Raw genomic sequence first — 16,517 nt, 5'->3', positions numbered from 1 at the left:
TTTACTCCCTCTTCTCTTTCGATTTCATAAAGTGTTCATAAGCAAATGCAGTTGCTTTACGACCTCTAGGGGTACGTTCGATAAATCCTTTCTGAATTAAAAAAGGTTCATAGACGTCTTCAATCGTTACTCTTTCTTCTCCAATAGATACGGCAATAGTATCTAAGCCAACTGGTCCACCTTGATACTGGTTAATGATGCAATTCATCATTTTATGATCAATATAATCTAAACCTTGCTCATCAACTTGTAGCAACTTTAAAGCTTTCTTAGTCGTTTCTATATATATTTGATCATCACCATTAACTTGCTGAAAATCTCTAACTCGCTTCAATAGACGATTTGCTATTCTTGGTGTACCTCTAGAACGTTTGGCTAATTCAACTGCACTTTCATCATCAATAGAAGTACCTAAAACATCAGCTGTACGAATAATTATTTCTTTTAATTCGTGTTCATTATAGTATTCTAAACGCAAATGCACGCCAAAACGGTCTCTTAAAGGTCCTGTTAAACTACCGGCTCTTGTCGTTGCACCTATCAATGTAAACGGAGGTAAATCAATACGAATGCTTCGTGCTTCATCACCTTTACCAATGATGATATCTAGGAAAAAATCTTCCATTGCTGGATATAAAACTTCTTCAACTACACTACTCAGACGGTGAATTTCATCTATAAATAAGACATCCCCAGGTTGTAATCCAGATAAAATTGCAGCTAAATCTCCAGGTCGCTCGAGAGAAGGACCAGATACAGTTCTAATATTAACTTCCATCTCATTTGCAATAATATTTGATAATGTTGTCTTACCAAGACCAGGGGGACCGAACAATAATACATGGTCTAAAGGTTCTTCTCTTAATTTTGCGGCTTGAATAAATACTTCTAAGTTACTTTTAATCGTTGTTTGACCTATATATTGCTTTAAATATGTTGGTCTTAATGAATATTCAAATGCAGAATCTTCTTGGTGAAATGATTGGTCAACCATTCTATCGTCCACAGTTTGACCCCCTTTCTTTTAGAAATTATTATTAAACATTAGGAAATTAAGGCTTGTAAACCTATCTTAACCGCTTCATCAACTGATGTTACTACTTGCTGTTGTAGCGTTTTTTCGACTTTTGAAATTTCACGCTTTGAATACCCTAAAGCTTCTAATGCTAATAAGGCTTCCGCAATATAATTATCTTTCTGAGAGGTATTAGATACATCATCTATATGGATTGAATCATTGGATGATGCTTCTGTATAATTAACTTTTCCTTTTAAATCAAGTATGATTTGACGCGCAGTTTTCTTTCCAATACCAGGAAATTTAGTTAGATATGCATCATTTTCATCCTCAATTGCACGTTTAACCTCATTAGGTGTGCTCGTAGCCAAGATAGCTAATGCTGATTTAGGTCCAATGCCTGTAACTTTAATCAGATTTAGAAACATTTCCTTTTCTTCTTCATTAATAAAACCATAGAGTAACTGAGCATCCTCTCTAACAATCAGTGATGTGTAAATCGTTACCTCTTGATAATAAAATTGTTGGAACCGATATGAATTTGGTGTTTGTATTTCATAACCGATACCTTGTGTTTCAACCACTACATGGGTTGGGAATAGCTGAGTTAATTGCCCTTTAATATATGCGTACATCATCTACCATCCTTACATGCTCATACTGATTAAATCTACTTTAAATACATGGTCAATTGATCGCAACGCTAGAATCACTTCGTCTATTGTAAGTTCTGTATATTGTGCATTAAGTGACAATGTGATTGTCGCTTCTTCATTAATAGGCACGCTTTGATGGATTGTTAAAACAGATAACTGTAGTTGAGAAATTGTGTGAAGTACCGTTGCTAGAGTACCTACCACATCATTAACATAGAGTATTAACGTGAATTCTCTATGTTCTAGCATTTTTTCATCAACAGGAAAAATGGTATCTCTGTATTTATAAAAAGCACTGCGTGACAAATCAAAACGTTGTACAGCATCATAAATGGACAGCTTAGAATTTTCTTTTAAAGCATCTTTAATCTTCAAAGTTTTAATGACAGATTCAGGAAGTACATCCTCTCGTATTAAATAAAACTTATGGTATTCTTTCTTGTCCATTTAACTGCCTCCTATTCTATAAATTCAAATTCTCCGCCTAGAATTCTTACTATATCACCATTAGCGCATCCACGTGCTCTTAATGCATCATCAATACCCATTGAACGCATTTGACGAGCAAAACGACGTACAGCTGGATCACTGTTGAAATCTGTCATTTTGAACATTCTTTCAATAGCATTTCCACTTACAACATAAGCGCCATCATCGTCTCTAGAAATCGTAAATTTATCTTGAGATGGCGTATGTTTATATAATACTCGATTTACACCAATCTCTTCATCTTTTTCGACTGAGAAGTCTATATCTTTAACTTCTTCTAATTTATCTGCAATAGCATAAAGTAACGTATCAATATTATCTCTAGTAATAGTAGACACTGGTATTACCATGATATCAGCAGCTATACTATCCTCAAATTTCTGTAAATTGTCTAGCGCACCTGGAATATCCATTTTATTAGCAACAATAATTTGGGGCCGTTCTTCTAAACGTTGTTGATAATTGATTAATTCTTGATTGATGACGTGATAATCATTAATAGGATCTCTACCTTCTGAACCACTCATATCTATCATATGCACAATAACTTTCGTTCGCTCAACATGACGTAAAAATTGATGTCCTAATCCTACTCCATCGGATGCCCCTTCAATCAAACCAGGTAAATCTGCCATAACAAAACTACGTTGATCAGGCGTTGATACCACACCTAAGTTTGGCTTGATAGTTGTAAAGTGATATGCCCCAATTTTGGGCTTCGCTTTAGATACGATCGATAATAATGTTGATTTACCCACACTTGGAAATCCAACCAATCCCACATCGGCTAATAACTTTAACTCTAGAGTGACATCTAACTCTTCACCTGGCTCACCATTTTCACTAAAATCAGGTGCAGGGTTTCTAGGTGTAGCGAATCTAGAATTTCCTCGACCTCCGCGTCCACCATGGGCTACTACTGCACGCTGACCATCTTCCACAAGGTCGGCTAACACTTCTTCAGTTTCTACATTTTTGATTATCGTTCCAGGTGGTACTTTTAGAATTAAATCTTCAGCATTACGCCCATGCATATTACTGCTTTGTCCATTTTCTCCTTTTTTAGCTTTAAAATGACGTTGGTATCTAAAATCTAGTAAAGTTCTTAATCCTTCATCTACTTCAAAAATGACAGAAGCGCCTTTACCACCATCACCACCTGCTGGTCCTCCAAATGGTACATATTTCTCTCTACGATAAGCAGTGATTCCATTACCACCATCACCTGCTTTAAGAGATATTTTTACTTGATCGACAAACATATATCTCACCTCTTTTACATGTAATCATTATCTTGAATTATATCATTAACTATATTGCTAATAAATCATAAGTGTTATAATTTACAATCAACTTCTTTGTAGTAGAAGTTTACTTTAATGGGCGATTTATTATGATTTACGCAAAAATAAAACACCAGAAGTATGTACTTCTGGTGTTCCTTTGACAATTATTCAGCAACTGCATAAACAGAAACTTGTTTTTTGTCACGACCTTTACGTTCAAAACGAACAACGCCGTCGATTTTAGCGAATAATGTATCATCGCCACCACGACCTACATTTTCACCAGGATAGATTTTAGTACCACGTTGACGGAATAGAATAGAGCCACCTGTTACAAATTGACCATCCGCACGTTTAGCACCTAATCTTTTAGATTCAGAGTCTCGTCCGTTTTTTGTAGAACTTACCCCTTTTTTAGATGCGAAGAATTGTAAGTTTAATTTCAACATCGGGATACACCTCACTTATAATTTAATCTGATATTTTCATTATATTCGTCTTCAATCGTTTGTAAAGAAACTAACATTGCTTGAAGAATCAGTTGCGCGTCATCATTATCAAGATTCACAATTCTAATATGGAAATGACCACCGTCATCATCATAATCGATATCTGGCTTCTCTGAAGTCAAACCCATAATAGCATTTACGCTGCCAAACAGAACTGCTGAGGCACCAGCACATACGATATCATGACCATAATCGCCATAATCAGCATGACCATCCATGATAACATCAGTTACCTTGCCTTCATCATTTACTGTAATATCAACAGTTATCATATTAATTAAGCGTTGATTTTATCAACAGTTAATTTAGTATATGGTTGACGATGGCCTTTTTTACGTTTTGAGTCTTTACGACGTTTATAAGTGAATACTGTGATTTTTTTACCACGGCCTTGTTTATTAACTGTAGCAGATACTGTTGCACCTTCAACTGTTGGCGCACCAACTTTTACAGAATCTCCACCTACAAATAATACTTTATCAAAAGTAAAAGTTTCGCCTTCTGCTACGTCTAATTTTTCAACGTAGATTTCTTGACCTTCTTCAACTTTGATTTGTTTTCCACCTGTTTCAATAATAGCAAACATACTTTGCACCTCCTATATTTATAAGTCACGCCATACATAGGTGACTATTGCAAATTGAATAGTACTTAAACCCATATTTGAGCGGTTGTATGTAGCTATAAAACTACTCAACTACTGCATCTTACCATTAGTACCTTGTACTGTCAATCTTTGAAATTAATTTTTGAGATATTTATAGCAAATTGGGAACATAATAATTAATAGTATTAAATTGAGAATAAATGTAGGTAATAATCTCAATAAGATAAAATCCCATATGTCAAACTCAATAAAACCTACTGCACCATATATCAGTGCTGCATACATTTGAAATACTAATGTTGCACATATGATGACGAAGAAAATCATGATGTAATCACGATAAAATACTTTGAAAAATTTATCAATAATAAAAATAAGTAGAATATACCCAAACATATAAATACCATACAGACTTCCAATATAAATATCGGTCATTATTCCCAAAAACGTACCTAAAATTAAAGAAATCCCAAAATTTCTATAGACTGTCAGCATTAGCAAATACATTAAAGTTAGTTGTGGCACGAATTTAACAGCGTGATTGCCTATATTAAATGGTATGATTAGTCCAATTGTAATGTCGATATAAAAAAGCACAATTCCAAAGAACAGATATAAAAATGATCGCATTATTCATCCCTGCTTTCATCATCGGGAAGCGTTTTTGGATCTCTTTTCGCAATATAAACGTGATTTAAATCTCCTAAATCTGCTGCTGTTTTAACTCTCAATTCTTTTGCTAGACCATATTGGTCATTTTCAACTTGCGTCACTTCTCCGACATATAAATTACTTGGTAGTTGATCACCTAATCCGCTTGTAACCACCTTGTCTCCTGCAGAAATTTTGTTTTTATTATTGACTTCACTAATTATTAGTTCTTGTTTCTTACTATCATAACGATCAATTAATCCAAACACTTTCTTATCACCATGTTGAATATTAACCGAAAGTTTACCAGTTCGTGCGTTTGTCGAGATTAAATCAACCTGTGCAGAAAATTGATTTACCTTCGTAACTCTTCCAACAAGACCTTGTGATGTCATCACTGCCATATTATTTTGTATGCCAGATTTAGCACCTTTATCTATGATGACTGTGTTCATCCATTGATCTGGGTTACGCGCAATCACAGTGCTTGAAATTGGCTCATACTTTGAAATATCTTTGATATTTAGTTCTTTTTTGTATTTCTTATTATCTGCTTTTAACTGTTCATTTTCAGCTTCTAATTGCTTTATTTTAGCTTTATTATCTTTTGTATCTCCAGAATTGAAAAAATTCCCGATCTCTCCAGCGACAAAATTGACAGGATAACTAATGATTCTTTGACCAGTAGATACTGTATCCCCTATAAATTGTTCAGGAGGCGATTGAGTTGAAGACCGAATAGATAAACCTATAAGCGCAATAAAAACAATGATAGCGCAAAAAACAACAATCAGCTTGTTATTTTTAAAAAACTTTAGCACCCGGAACACCTCTATTAAACTTCATTATCCTTTTCTATTTTATATTACTCTAGTCTTTAAATAAAGCACTAACTTTTATTAGATAATAAAAGTGATCTTCAGATGAATAGTATCAATAAAAAAACTGCTGATGATTAAATCACCAACAGCACTTCTATCAATATTTTCATTGGAAATTGCTATACTTTTGATTGATTATTTTTCTTCTTTAGTTGCGTTCTTTTCATCTTCTTTATATAGTGTTTCTTCTTTTCGCCACTTTGCAAAAAGATTTTGGGCCTTTGCTTGTTCATTAGCTTGTTTGGCTTTAGATTGTTGTTGTGTCATAAAATCACCAATCCTTTTTATTTACTATACTTCAAGGCTAACGTATTTATAGTATGATTTCAAATGAGAGTGATAAAGTTAATATGCGTTTAATTCTTTAAGTGGAATATGTTGTTTAAGCCTTATCAATTCTTGTTCCATCTCAATTTCAGTATTAAATACCTTTATCTTATCTGACCCTAATTTATAAATTATGAAATGATCATCACGTTGGCCTGCTATATAATCATCGTTATAACCCATTCGCCTTAAACCAGATACAGCCATAAATTCTTGTTTATCTATGATTTTAAAAACATTTTTTATCTGACTTTTAGGTATGTTTTGAATTAAATCATTATCTTCAATTGTATATGGTTCGTTTTGTTGATTGTATTGTGTCTCGGGAACTGAATTTAAATTATTAATGTCTGATGTTTCAGATATTGAACTAACCGGGTTCCATTCTTGATCTCGTAAAAAAGGTGCGTATCTAAGGGCGATATATACAATCATCATGATGATAACTATGGCAATAATGTTTTTTATAGTACTCAGAATGAAATGCATACAGTTTCCCCTTCCTAGTGATCATTTAGAGTATTATAATAGAATTAGGATATCGATGCATCAGTCTTAAGTACGAGTCAAGCTTTAATCTTAGGACTGATGCGTATTATTAAATTTAAGAATATAATAAGACGTAGTAAACGAATATTAGAAAGGATGACCGCTAATGAGTATTCTCACTATTATCTTGATTGTTTTATTAGCAATTTTATTATTTAGAGTGGGATTTTCAATATTGAGATTTTTAATATCAGCGGCGCTTGTAGTTCTTTGCCTTTACCTTGCATACCAAGGCATTTTATGGGTTTATGAAAATTATCAAGGCTTGACTGGATATTTCCATTTTTAATATAAAAATTAGAGGTAACGCACCTGCAAGGTGTTAACTATATAATTTCACAAGTTTTGATAGATTTAACTTTGAGCAGCATTTCTTAATGTAAACATACAAGTTGTCATATTATGTTTGCACGCTTCAATTTGATTGTCATTTAGTCACGATTTAGCATGGCATACTAGCATATTGTTAGTATGCTTGTTTTAGTTTTTAGAGCACAAATCATGCATATCACTTTCTTCAATTAATCAATTGCGAAAATGCTTTACATATTATTCTATATATCCTTCATCACATAAACTAGTAAATTTATTATTACCAATGATAATATGATCTAGTAAAGATATTCCTAAAATATCTCCACATTCTTTTAAACGTATTGTAGTTGCAATATCTTCCGATGATGGTGTTACATCTCCAGATGGATGATTATGAACGACAATTAATGAATTAGATGTATAACGCAACGCTGCCGCAAATATTTCACGTGGATGTATAATGGTTGAATTTAATGTGCCAACAAAAATTGTATGTTCTTTAATAACGATATTCTTTGTATCTAAAAATAATGCTACAAAGTGTTCTTGTTCTAAGCCTTTGAGTTTAGATGTCATTAGATTTGCCACATCTTCAGGAGATTTAATCTTAACCTTCTCACTTAAATGTGTCGCATTCATCCTTTCTCCTAGTTCAAATGCGGCTTTTAATATAACTGCCTTATGTAAGCCAATCCCTTTAATTTGAGTTAATTGATGAATGGTCATACATTTTAATTCTTTTAGTTGATGTTTTCCAAACATAATTTCATTGGCAATCTCAATACTCGAACTGCCTTTGCGTCCTGTGTTAATTAAAATTGCTAATAATTCTGTGTTAGATAAGCTTTTCTCTCCATAATGTAGTAGACGTTCGCGAGGTTTTTCAGAAGTAACCATATCTTTAATTTTCATAACATCATTCCTTCAACGTAAAACTTAAGCATTTTAAAACAAAATGCATTTAAAATAAACGAGATAAAAATAAATGGAATAAGCGGTATTTGCATTCTTTTAGTCTTATATTTAACAATTAAAAAAAGACTATATAGCGTAGCTAATAATAATGTGATAAATATAAAGTAAAGCATAAACGATTGTGGGAAAATAAGTGATAAAAATGAAATTAAAATTATATCGCCATAACCAAGCGAGTTATGAATAAATAAATAAATTGCATGACTTACTAAAGTATAAATAATAAAGTTAATGAGATAAAAGTGGGAAATAAACAATAGACATATAACAAATAAAGCGAAAAATTGTAAATTTAAGTATTTAGTTTCTATATCATAAATTGCCATAACTAGGAGAAACAAGAAGACGAACGAAAAAATCGTTGGATTTATGTCAATGTCCCAAATTAAGCTCATAGTAGGAATAATAAAAGCAATTAGCTCTCCTATAAGATAATACTTATTTAATTTGTGATGACAACAAAGCGCTCGTCCTTTTAAAAATAAAAAACTAACTATTGGTAATAAGGAATACCACGGTAATTTTTGGTGACAATAATCACAAGTTGAACGTGCTTTTAAAATACAAAATGATATACGTTCGACACCATTCAATTGATATAAATAACTAAAAAGAACACTGTATAAATAGCATATGATAACCACATATCAACCTCCTTACAAAAATTATAAGGAGCTCCGTTCCAATTGTAAATATTATAAGCAATATTAAAAGATAAATATTTTACAACTATTTATTTAATGAAATTAAACATAAAAAAAGCAGCAGATTTAAAATATCTGCCGCTTAAATATCAAGCATACTTTGCATCTATTCATTATTTGTCAATTTCAACAAACTCTACATTATCTTTTACTTCGCTTATAAAATATAAACTTCCGGTGATTAATAATCCTTTTCCAGAATAATTGTTTATAAATGAATGATAATCTTGAATATACTCAACAGTTATATCTTGAATCAAATCTTTAAACTCATCTGCTGTTATTGCTTTTGGAAAATCAAACTCAGTAAAATAAAAGACATCAGCAATTTCTTTTAACTTATTCATCATACTGGCAATTGGTTTACCCTTAATTGCCGAGAACAAAATATCCATCTTTTCTTTATTATAATAAGTTTTAACAGTTTCGATAAGTGCCTCAATACTCTCATTATTATGTGCACCATCAATAATCATCAATGGTTCTTCTTTAACCTGTTCTATTCTTCCAGTCCAAGTCACTGATTCAATCGCATCAATCATTTTGTTGAAGTCTAACTCAATAAGACCTGCTTCATTTAACTCAATTAACGCTGTAATTGCTAGTGCTGCATTTTCTTTTTGATGTTCTCCAAGCATGTTTAAGATAATCGTCTCTAATTCATACGATTTATAGCGATACGTAAACTCATCATCTTCAGACACAATAATGATTTCACGTTCTAATTCAATGGGCTTTGCATTCTCACTAACTGCAAGGTCACGTATATATTTTAATGCTTCATCATTTTTCACAGCATAAATGACTGGGATGTTGGGTTTAATAATAGCACCTTTATCTTTGGCAATATCTAAATACGTATTACCTAAAATATCGGTATGATCTAATCCAATACTAGTTAATATCGATATAATGGGATTAAAGACGTTCGTAGAATCATTTTTAATACCCAAACCTGCTTCAATAACTACAAAATCCACAGGATGTATTTCACCAAAGTATAGAAACATCATCGTCGTAATTATTTCAAACTCAGTTGCAACGCCTAAATCAGTATCTCTATCCATTGCTTCACTAATTGGTTTAACGCGTTCTACTAAAGCGACAATTTCATCATCTGAAATTGGTACGCCATTTAGACTGATACGCTCATTAAATGATTCTATAAATGGTGATGTAAATGTACCAACTTCATAACCATTACTGGCTAAGGCAGAACGAAGATACGCTACTGTTGAACCTTTGCCATTTGTACCACCAACATGAATACCTCTTATATTATGCTGAGGATTATTAAATTGTGCAAGCATCCATTCCATACGTTTGACGCCAGGTTTGATACCAAATTTAGTACGTTCATGTATCCAATACAAGCTGTCTAGGTAATTCATCATCTAATACTCCTATGCTTTTAATTGTTCAATTCTTGCTTTAACACCATCATATTTTTCTTGGTAACGTTCCTTTTTATCTCGTTCTTCATTAATTACTTTTTCAGGTGCTTTTTTAACGAAGTTGTCATTTGCTAATTTTTTATCAACGCGATCTAGTTCGCTTTGAAGCTTTTCTAACTCTTTAGTTAACCGAGCAATTTCTTTATCCATATCGATAAGCCCTTCTAATGGTAAAACAACTTTACCAGCTACAACAACTGATGTCATTGCTTTTTCAGGAATTGTGATATCAGTATCAATAATTAGTTCGCTCGGGTGGCAGAATTTATCAATATAGTCCGCATTCTCAATTAATGTCGCTTTAACGTCTTCATCTTTGGCTTGAATAAAAATTGGAATGGCTTTAGATAAAGGTGTATTAACTTCAACTCGAGATTGTCTAACTGATTTGATTATTTCCACTAATTGTTGCATCGTTTGTTTACTATCTTTAAAGCTGAATTCTTCTTTAACTGTTGGCCAAGCAGCTTTGACAATGGTATCACCTTCGTGAGGTAAACTTTGCCAAATTTCTTCAGTCACAAATGGCATAAACGGGTGTAACATGCGCATCATTTGATCAAGGGTATAACTTAATACAGAACGTGTTGTTTGTTTTTGCGCTTCGTCTGCACCATTCATTGGTATCTTACTCATTTCTATATACCAATCACAGAATTCATCCCAAATAAAGTTATATAATACGCGACCTACTTCACCGAATTCATATTTGTCACTTAAATCTGTCACCGTTTCTATCGTTTCATTTAAACGCGTTAAAATCCATTTATCAGCTAGTGATAAGTTGCCAGATAAATCAATATCTTCTACAGCAAAATCTTCACCAATATTCATTAAGCTAAACCGTGCACCATTCCAAATTTTATTGATAAAGTTCCATACAGATTCAACTTTTTCAGTAGAATATCTTAAATCATGACCTGGAGATGAACCCGTCGCTAAGAAATAACGTAAGCTATCTGCGCCATATTCTTCGATTACATCCATCGGGTCAACACCATTGCCAAGTGATTTACTCATTTTACGACCATCTTCGGCGCGCACCAATCCATGTAATAATACATCTTGGAAAGGTCGTCGTTCGGTAAACTCTAAACCTTGGAAAATCATTCGAGCCACCCAGAAGAAAATAATGTCATATCCGGTAATCAATGCATTAGTTGGATAATAACGTTTAAAATCATCTGCACTTTCGTTAGGCCAGCCTAATGTTGAGAATGGCCATAAGGCACTAGAAAACCATGTATCTAGAACGTCTTCATCTTGTTCCCAGTTTTCTATATCTTTTGGCGCTTGTTCAGCAACATAAATTTCACCTGTTTCCTTATGATACCAAGCTGGGATTTGATGACCCCACCATAATTGTCTAGAAATTGTCCAATCTCTAATTTCTTCCATCCATCGATTAAATGTATTCTCAAATCGTGGTGGATAGAAATCAATGCGATCTGTTGTTTTTTGATTGTCTAACGCGCGCTGTGCTAATGGTTTCATTTTTACAAACCATTGTGTGGATAAATATGGTTCAACTATTGCACCGGAGCGTTCTGAATGACCTACCGAATGCATATGATCTTCAATTTTAATTACTAAATCTAATGCTTTTAAATCTTCTACAAGTTGCTTACGACATTCAAAACGATCTAACCCTTGGTATTTTCCTGCTTGGTCATTCATGGCACCTGTTTCATCCATCACAATAATACTATCTAGGTGATGACGTTGACCAATTTCAAAGTCATTTGGATCGTGAGCCGGAGTAACTTTCATAGCACCACTTCCAAATTCAGTATCAACATATTCATCTGCTAAAATTGGCAATTCTCGACCAACAATAGGCAAGATAACAGTTTTACCTATAACATCTTTATAACGTTCATCATTAGGGTTTACAACAATCGCAGTATCCCCTAACATCGTTTCCGGCCGGGTTGTAGCAATTTCAATGTAACCATCCCCATCAGCATAAGGATATTTAAAGTGATAAAAATGCCCTTGAACATCTTCATGTATGACCTCTATATCTGATAATGCTGTACGTGCTTTAGGATCCCAATTTATAATACGTTCTCCACGATATATGATACCTTTATTATATAAATCAACGAAAACTTTTTTAACAGCTTGACTTAATCCTTCATCTAGGGTAAAACGTTCACGACTATAATCTAAACCTAGTCCTAATTTAGCCCATTGTTGTCGTATAAATGAGGCATACTCTTCTTTCCATTCCCAAGCTTGTTCTAAAAATTTTTCTCTTCCAATATCATGTCTAGAGATGCCTTGTTCATTAAGTTTCGCTTCAACTTTAGCTTGTGTAGCTATACCAGCGTGATCCATGCCAGGTAGATATAACGTATCATAACCTTGCATACGTTTCATACGTGTAATGATATCTTGTAAGGTTGTATCCCAAGCATGTCCCAAGTGTAATTTCCCAGTTACATTTGGTGGTGGAATAACAATCGTATATGGTTTTTTTGACTTATCCGTAGATGTATTAAAATATCCGCTATTGACCCATTCATCATATCTACCTGATTCTACTTCTCGCGGATTATATTTAGGTTCCATTTTCATCAATAATGACCTCCTTGAAATAAAAAAACCGTCCTAATATATATAGGACGGAATTTCCGTGGTACCACCTAAATTCAAGAAAAAAGTTCTATAAAATCAAACTTAATTCTTGCACTTAATTATGATTAACGCTCAAACACGCTTTTATCTACTTAATATTACTGTTCAATAAAAGATCTAGTGGGCTACCTTCAGTAAGAACGCTATGCATATTCTCACCAACCATATGCTCTCTGAATTACCATTCATACTTACTCTTCCCAAACATATATTTTGCTTCTTAATTATAGTATAATGGAAATCGCTATAAGTCAATCTCTTGGAGGTATATTTATGAATGAGTGCGCATTTAGCACGAAAGATCCTATTTATTTAGATTATCATGATAACGTATGGGGAAAACCTTTATATGATAGTAAAGCCTTGTTCAAGCTCCTGGCACTAGAATCTCAACATGCCGGACTTTCCTGGTTAACTATTTTAAAAAAGAAAGACGCATACAGTGAAGCATTTCATAATTTTGAGCCTCAAAGAGTAGCACAAATGACTGAAAGCGATATTGATAAGCTAATGAGCTTTCCCAATATTGTTCATAATCGCAAAAAATTAGAAGCAATCATTTCACAGGCTAAAGGATATTTAGACATTGAAAAAGAATTTGGTAGTTTTAGTCAGTTTCTATGGTCATACGTTGGCGGTCAACCCATTGACTTACATTATAAGCATGCGTCTGACAGAATAACTGTAGATGAACGAGCAACACAGCTTTCAAAAGATTTAAAGTCATATGGTTTCAAATTCTTGGGACCTGTTACTGTGTTTTCATTCCTTGAAGTATCAGGGATGTATGATGCTCATTTAAAAGATTGTCCACATAAACCTGTTCATAAATGACGATAACAATCTAGTACAATAATGTTATAGATTTTATTCATAAGACAACTTGGGCTGACTGGATAGCAACCTATGAAAACTCAGACATACCATACGAAGTATTGATAATAAAAGAAGCACAAAGATGATTTATGTCAAAACATCTCTGTGCTATTATTTTGGAATTTATGCCCCACTCTTATTTCTTGTCATATCTTTTCAAACTCAATTTCAATAAGTAACTAATAATCGGTGCAACTATGAATAAAATAAAGAAGATTCTAAAGATATGAAAACTTGAAATCATTGCTACATCAGCACCTGTAGCTATAGCCACAATAACAATTTGACTCATACCTCCAGGCGCACCACCTAAGAATAATTCATTTATAGAATCATTGGTAAATAAATGAACGAAATAAACCATGATAAAAGCACTGATAATTAATAATACATTCTGATAAATGATTGCAATCGCAATACGACCTTTCAAATCACCAAGTAATTGAGCTATTTGCAATCCGATTCTTATCATGTATATAACTTGAGCTGATGCCAAAATATAATTATCTAAGGTAAATGTGATATGCGTAACTAAATTCCAACTAATCAATACCAGGATAGGTGCTAATAACTGTTTAGTAGGAAAGTTGATTTTTGCCATTATAAAATAAACAAGTGCAATTGCCATGATTATCAATATAATCTCTGGAAAATGGAGTACCTGCGTTAATGGTTTTGCATGACTTATACTTTGCGTAGCTGTTTGATCGCTACTAAATAAATAAGAAATAAGCGGCACAAGAATGACAACGAAAATAACACGTGAAGTTTGTGTCAAACTCACAACAAGTATATTAGCCCTCTTATTCTCTTCTGCCATAATGAGCATTTGACTAAGTGCTCCAGGAATTACACTTAATATTGCAGTTTCAGTATTCACACGTGCTATCTTTTTAAAAAAGTATGCGATAATTAAAGATAATGCGATGAGTAATACAGTAACAATGATAATTGTTGTCCAGTCATCTTTAATATCATTAATAACTTCTGTTGTGAATGTCGATCCTATTTGAACACCCAATAAAATCAGCCCGACTTGGCTAAACCAGAATGGCCACTTTATATTTAATTTTAAAAATTTAACAACAATTATAGCAGCAATAATAGGACCAAACATAAATGGTAACAGTACATGTGCAAAATATAATATTAAGCTCACGATGATTGCTGTTGTTAAAAGAATTAAATTATTAAGCCATATTCTTCTCATCATGACCCTTCTTTCATTAAAAAGAGGTTAAGACATCCTCAGTATGAAAGTCCTAACCTCATATTATTAAATTCATTATACAATACGACTTAAAGCAGTATCAAATGCTTGAATTGTTGTTTTTATGTCGTCTTTAGTATGTGCCGTAGATAAAAATGTACCTTCAAATTGTGATGGCGGCAAGAATACCCCTTCTTTTGCCATTTCACGATACATTTGGCTAAAGAGTTCTAAATCACTGCTATTTGCTTGTTCAAAGTTAGTTACAGGACCATCGTTTAAGAAATAGCCAATCATTGATCCAGCTCTGTTAACAGTGATAGGTACATTATGTTTAGCAAAGATCTCTTTCAATCCTTGTTCTAATAAATCCCCTAATTCTTGGAAGTAATCATAAGATGCTGGGGTTAGCTGACTTAGCGTTTCATAGCCGCTTGTCATTGCCAACGGATTACCTGATAAGGTTCCCGCTTGATAAATATCGCCTTCAGGAGCAATATGGTCCATGATTTCTTTTTTACCACCGAAGGCTCCTACTGGCAAACCGCCGCCGATGACTTTTCCTAAACATGTTAAATCAGGAATTACATTAAAATAACCTTGAGCACAATGGTATCCAACACGAAAACCAGTCATTACTTCATCAAAAATAAGCAACGCTCCATATTGAGTCGTAATATCTCTTAAACCTTGTAAAAAGCCATCAACTGGTGGAACGACTCCCATATTTCCAGCTACTGGTTCAACGATTATACCAGCAATATCATCACCATAGTTTTCAAATGCCAATTTGACTGCATCTAAATCATTATACGGCACTGTAATTGTATTTTTCGCTGTGCCTTCTGGAACACCTGGTGAATCAGGTAAGCCTAATGTAGCAACACCTGAACCTGCTTTAATTAGTAAAGAGTCACTATGACCGTGATAACAGCCTTCAAATTTGACAATTTTATTGCGTCCTGTATAACCACGAGCTAATCGTAAAGTATCTAATGTTGCCTCGGTACCTGACGATACCATACGTATCTTCTCAATTGATGGTACCCGTTCAATAACAAGTTTAGCAAGTTGATTCTCTTTTAGCGTTGATGCACCAAAACTCGTCCCTTTATCAACAGCTTCATGCAACTTTTCAATAACTTGTGGGTTCTTATGCCCTAAGATCAGCGGCCCCCAACTCAATACGTAATCGATATATTCATTGCCATCTATATCGTAAATTTTGGATCCTTCAGCATGATCCATAAATATTGCAGGCGTATCTACGGATTTAAAAGCTCTAACAGGACTATTTACACCACCAGGCATTAAATTTTCAGCTATAGCCATTGCTTCTATTGATTTTTCGTAACTCATAGTCTACCTCC

General features: G+C 33.5%; 19 protein-coding genes and 2 other annotated features. Of the genes, 2 read left to right on the top strand and 17 right to left on the bottom strand.

What is annotated here, in order from left to right:
- Position 1: 1 nt before the first annotated feature.
- From ruvB to HMPREF2864_RS00850, 11 genes are all read right to left on the bottom strand, one after another.
- Positions 2-1,006: a Holliday junction branch migration DNA helicase RuvB gene (gene ruvB / locus HMPREF2864_RS00895; protein ID WP_070544759.1), complete on the bottom strand. Its 1,005-nt coding sequence runs from the start codon at positions 1,004-1,006 to the stop codon at positions 2-4.
- Between the two features lie 38 nt (positions 1,007-1,044).
- On the bottom strand, positions 1,045-1,653 hold the full coding sequence (ruvA, locus tag HMPREF2864_RS00890) for a Holliday junction branch migration protein RuvA (RefSeq protein ID WP_037542897.1): 609 nt from the start codon (positions 1,651-1,653) through the stop codon (positions 1,045-1,047).
- Between the two features lie 12 nt (positions 1,654-1,665).
- Positions 1,666-2,121, bottom strand: a complete 456-nt coding sequence (locus tag HMPREF2864_RS00885; RefSeq protein WP_002458922.1) for an ACT domain-containing protein — start codon at positions 2,119-2,121, stop codon at positions 1,666-1,668.
- An 11-nt stretch (positions 2,122-2,132) separates the two neighbouring features.
- Positions 2,133-3,425, bottom strand: a complete 1,293-nt coding sequence (obgE, locus tag HMPREF2864_RS00880) for a GTPase ObgE (RefSeq protein WP_070544758.1) — start codon at positions 3,423-3,425, stop codon at positions 2,133-2,135.
- Positions 3,426-3,613: 188 nt separating this feature from the next.
- Complete coding sequence (gene rpmA / locus HMPREF2864_RS00875; protein ID WP_002458920.1) at positions 3,614-3,898, bottom strand: 50S ribosomal protein L27; 285 nt, start codon at positions 3,896-3,898, stop codon at positions 3,614-3,616.
- 11 nt (positions 3,899-3,909) lie between these two features.
- Entirely contained in the window at positions 3,910-4,230 is a 321-nt protein-coding gene (locus HMPREF2864_RS00870; protein ID WP_070544757.1) for a ribosomal-processing cysteine protease Prp, read from the bottom strand.
- Between the two features lie 5 nt (positions 4,231-4,235).
- On the bottom strand, positions 4,236-4,544 hold the full coding sequence (gene rplU, locus HMPREF2864_RS00865) for a 50S ribosomal protein L21 (protein WP_002458918.1): 309 nt from the start codon (positions 4,542-4,544) through the stop codon (positions 4,236-4,238).
- A 13-nt stretch (positions 4,545-4,557) separates the two neighbouring features.
- Positions 4,558-4,641: a sequence feature (ribosomal protein L21 leader region), on the bottom strand.
- A 59-nt stretch (positions 4,642-4,700) separates the two neighbouring features.
- Positions 4,701-5,195, bottom strand: a complete 495-nt coding sequence (gene mreD / locus HMPREF2864_RS00860; protein ID WP_002458917.1) for a rod shape-determining protein MreD — start codon at positions 5,193-5,195, stop codon at positions 4,701-4,703.
- Positions 5,195-6,037: a rod shape-determining protein MreC gene (gene mreC, locus HMPREF2864_RS00855; protein WP_060795676.1), complete on the bottom strand. Its 843-nt coding sequence runs from the start codon at positions 6,035-6,037 to the stop codon at positions 5,195-5,197. The genes mreD and mreC overlap by 1 nt, the downstream gene beginning before the upstream one ends.
- Positions 6,038-6,232: 195 nt before the next feature.
- Positions 6,233-6,364 carry a hypothetical protein gene (locus HMPREF2864_RS12250; RefSeq protein WP_002458915.1) on the bottom strand — a complete coding sequence of 44 codons (132 nt, stop codon included), beginning with the start codon at positions 6,362-6,364 and terminating at the stop codon, positions 6,233-6,235.
- A gap of 78 nt (positions 6,365-6,442) precedes the next feature.
- Positions 6,443-6,913, bottom strand: coding sequence for a DUF4930 family protein (locus tag HMPREF2864_RS00850; RefSeq protein WP_002478074.1), 471 nt, complete (start codon positions 6,911-6,913; stop codon positions 6,443-6,445).
- A 166-nt stretch (positions 6,914-7,079) separates the two neighbouring features.
- On the opposite strand from HMPREF2864_RS00850, the gene HMPREF2864_RS11810 reads away from it, so the two are divergent.
- Positions 7,080-7,262, top strand: a complete 183-nt coding sequence (locus HMPREF2864_RS11810; protein ID WP_002458913.1) for a hypothetical protein — start codon at positions 7,080-7,082, stop codon at positions 7,260-7,262.
- A gap of 260 nt (positions 7,263-7,522) precedes the next feature.
- Here the strand turns inward: HMPREF2864_RS11810 and radC are convergent, their stop codons facing one another.
- The 4 genes from radC to HMPREF2864_RS00830 all read right to left on the bottom strand — a co-directional run bounded on the left by radC (position 7,523) and on the right by HMPREF2864_RS00830 (position 13,001).
- On the bottom strand, positions 7,523-8,200 hold the full coding sequence (radC, locus tag HMPREF2864_RS00845; RefSeq protein ID WP_070544756.1) for a RadC family protein: 678 nt from the start codon (positions 8,198-8,200) through the stop codon (positions 7,523-7,525).
- Complete coding sequence (locus HMPREF2864_RS00840) at positions 8,197-8,907, bottom strand: prepilin peptidase (RefSeq protein ID WP_002458911.1); 711 nt, start codon at positions 8,905-8,907, stop codon at positions 8,197-8,199. Before HMPREF2864_RS00840 ends, radC begins: the two co-directional genes overlap by 4 nt.
- Before the next feature lie 173 nt (positions 8,908-9,080).
- The gene (locus HMPREF2864_RS00835; protein WP_037540795.1) at positions 9,081-10,358 is read right to left on the bottom strand and encodes a bifunctional folylpolyglutamate synthase/dihydrofolate synthase; all 1,278 of its coding nucleotides are present in this window, start codon (positions 10,356-10,358) and stop codon (positions 9,081-9,083) included.
- A gap of 12 nt (positions 10,359-10,370) precedes the next feature.
- The gene (locus tag HMPREF2864_RS00830; protein WP_002478071.1) at positions 10,371-13,001 is read right to left on the bottom strand and encodes a valine--tRNA ligase; all 2,631 of its coding nucleotides are present in this window, start codon (positions 12,999-13,001) and stop codon (positions 10,371-10,373) included.
- A gap of 40 nt (positions 13,002-13,041) precedes the next feature.
- Positions 13,042-13,278, bottom strand: a binding site (T-box leader).
- 56 nt (positions 13,279-13,334) lie between these two features.
- Between HMPREF2864_RS00830 and HMPREF2864_RS00825 the strand changes: the two genes are divergently transcribed.
- Positions 13,335-13,895 carry a DNA-3-methyladenine glycosylase I gene (locus HMPREF2864_RS00825; RefSeq protein ID WP_070572088.1) on the top strand — a complete coding sequence of 187 codons (561 nt, stop codon included), beginning with the start codon at positions 13,335-13,337 and terminating at the stop codon, positions 13,893-13,895.
- A gap of 178 nt (positions 13,896-14,073) precedes the next feature.
- Here the strand turns inward: HMPREF2864_RS00825 and HMPREF2864_RS00820 are convergent, their stop codons facing one another.
- Together HMPREF2864_RS00820 and hemL are read right to left on the bottom strand one after the other, a co-directional pair.
- A complete protein-coding gene (locus tag HMPREF2864_RS00820; RefSeq protein ID WP_002458907.1) occupies positions 14,074-15,147 on the bottom strand; it encodes an AbrB family transcriptional regulator in 1,074 nt (357 codons plus the stop codon).
- Between the two features lie 75 nt (positions 15,148-15,222).
- Complete coding sequence (hemL, locus tag HMPREF2864_RS00815) at positions 15,223-16,506, bottom strand: glutamate-1-semialdehyde 2,1-aminomutase (protein WP_002458906.1); 1,284 nt, start codon at positions 16,504-16,506, stop codon at positions 15,223-15,225.
- Positions 16,507-16,517: the final 11 nt, after the last annotated feature.

It is taken from the genome of Staphylococcus sp. HMSC059F04, from assembly GCF_001812565.1.
Classification (GTDB): Bacteria; Bacillota; Bacilli; order Staphylococcales; family Staphylococcaceae; genus Staphylococcus; species Staphylococcus lugdunensis.
The sequence above is the reverse complement of the archived record's forward strand: the minus strand, read 5'-3'. Positions and strand labels throughout refer to the sequence as shown.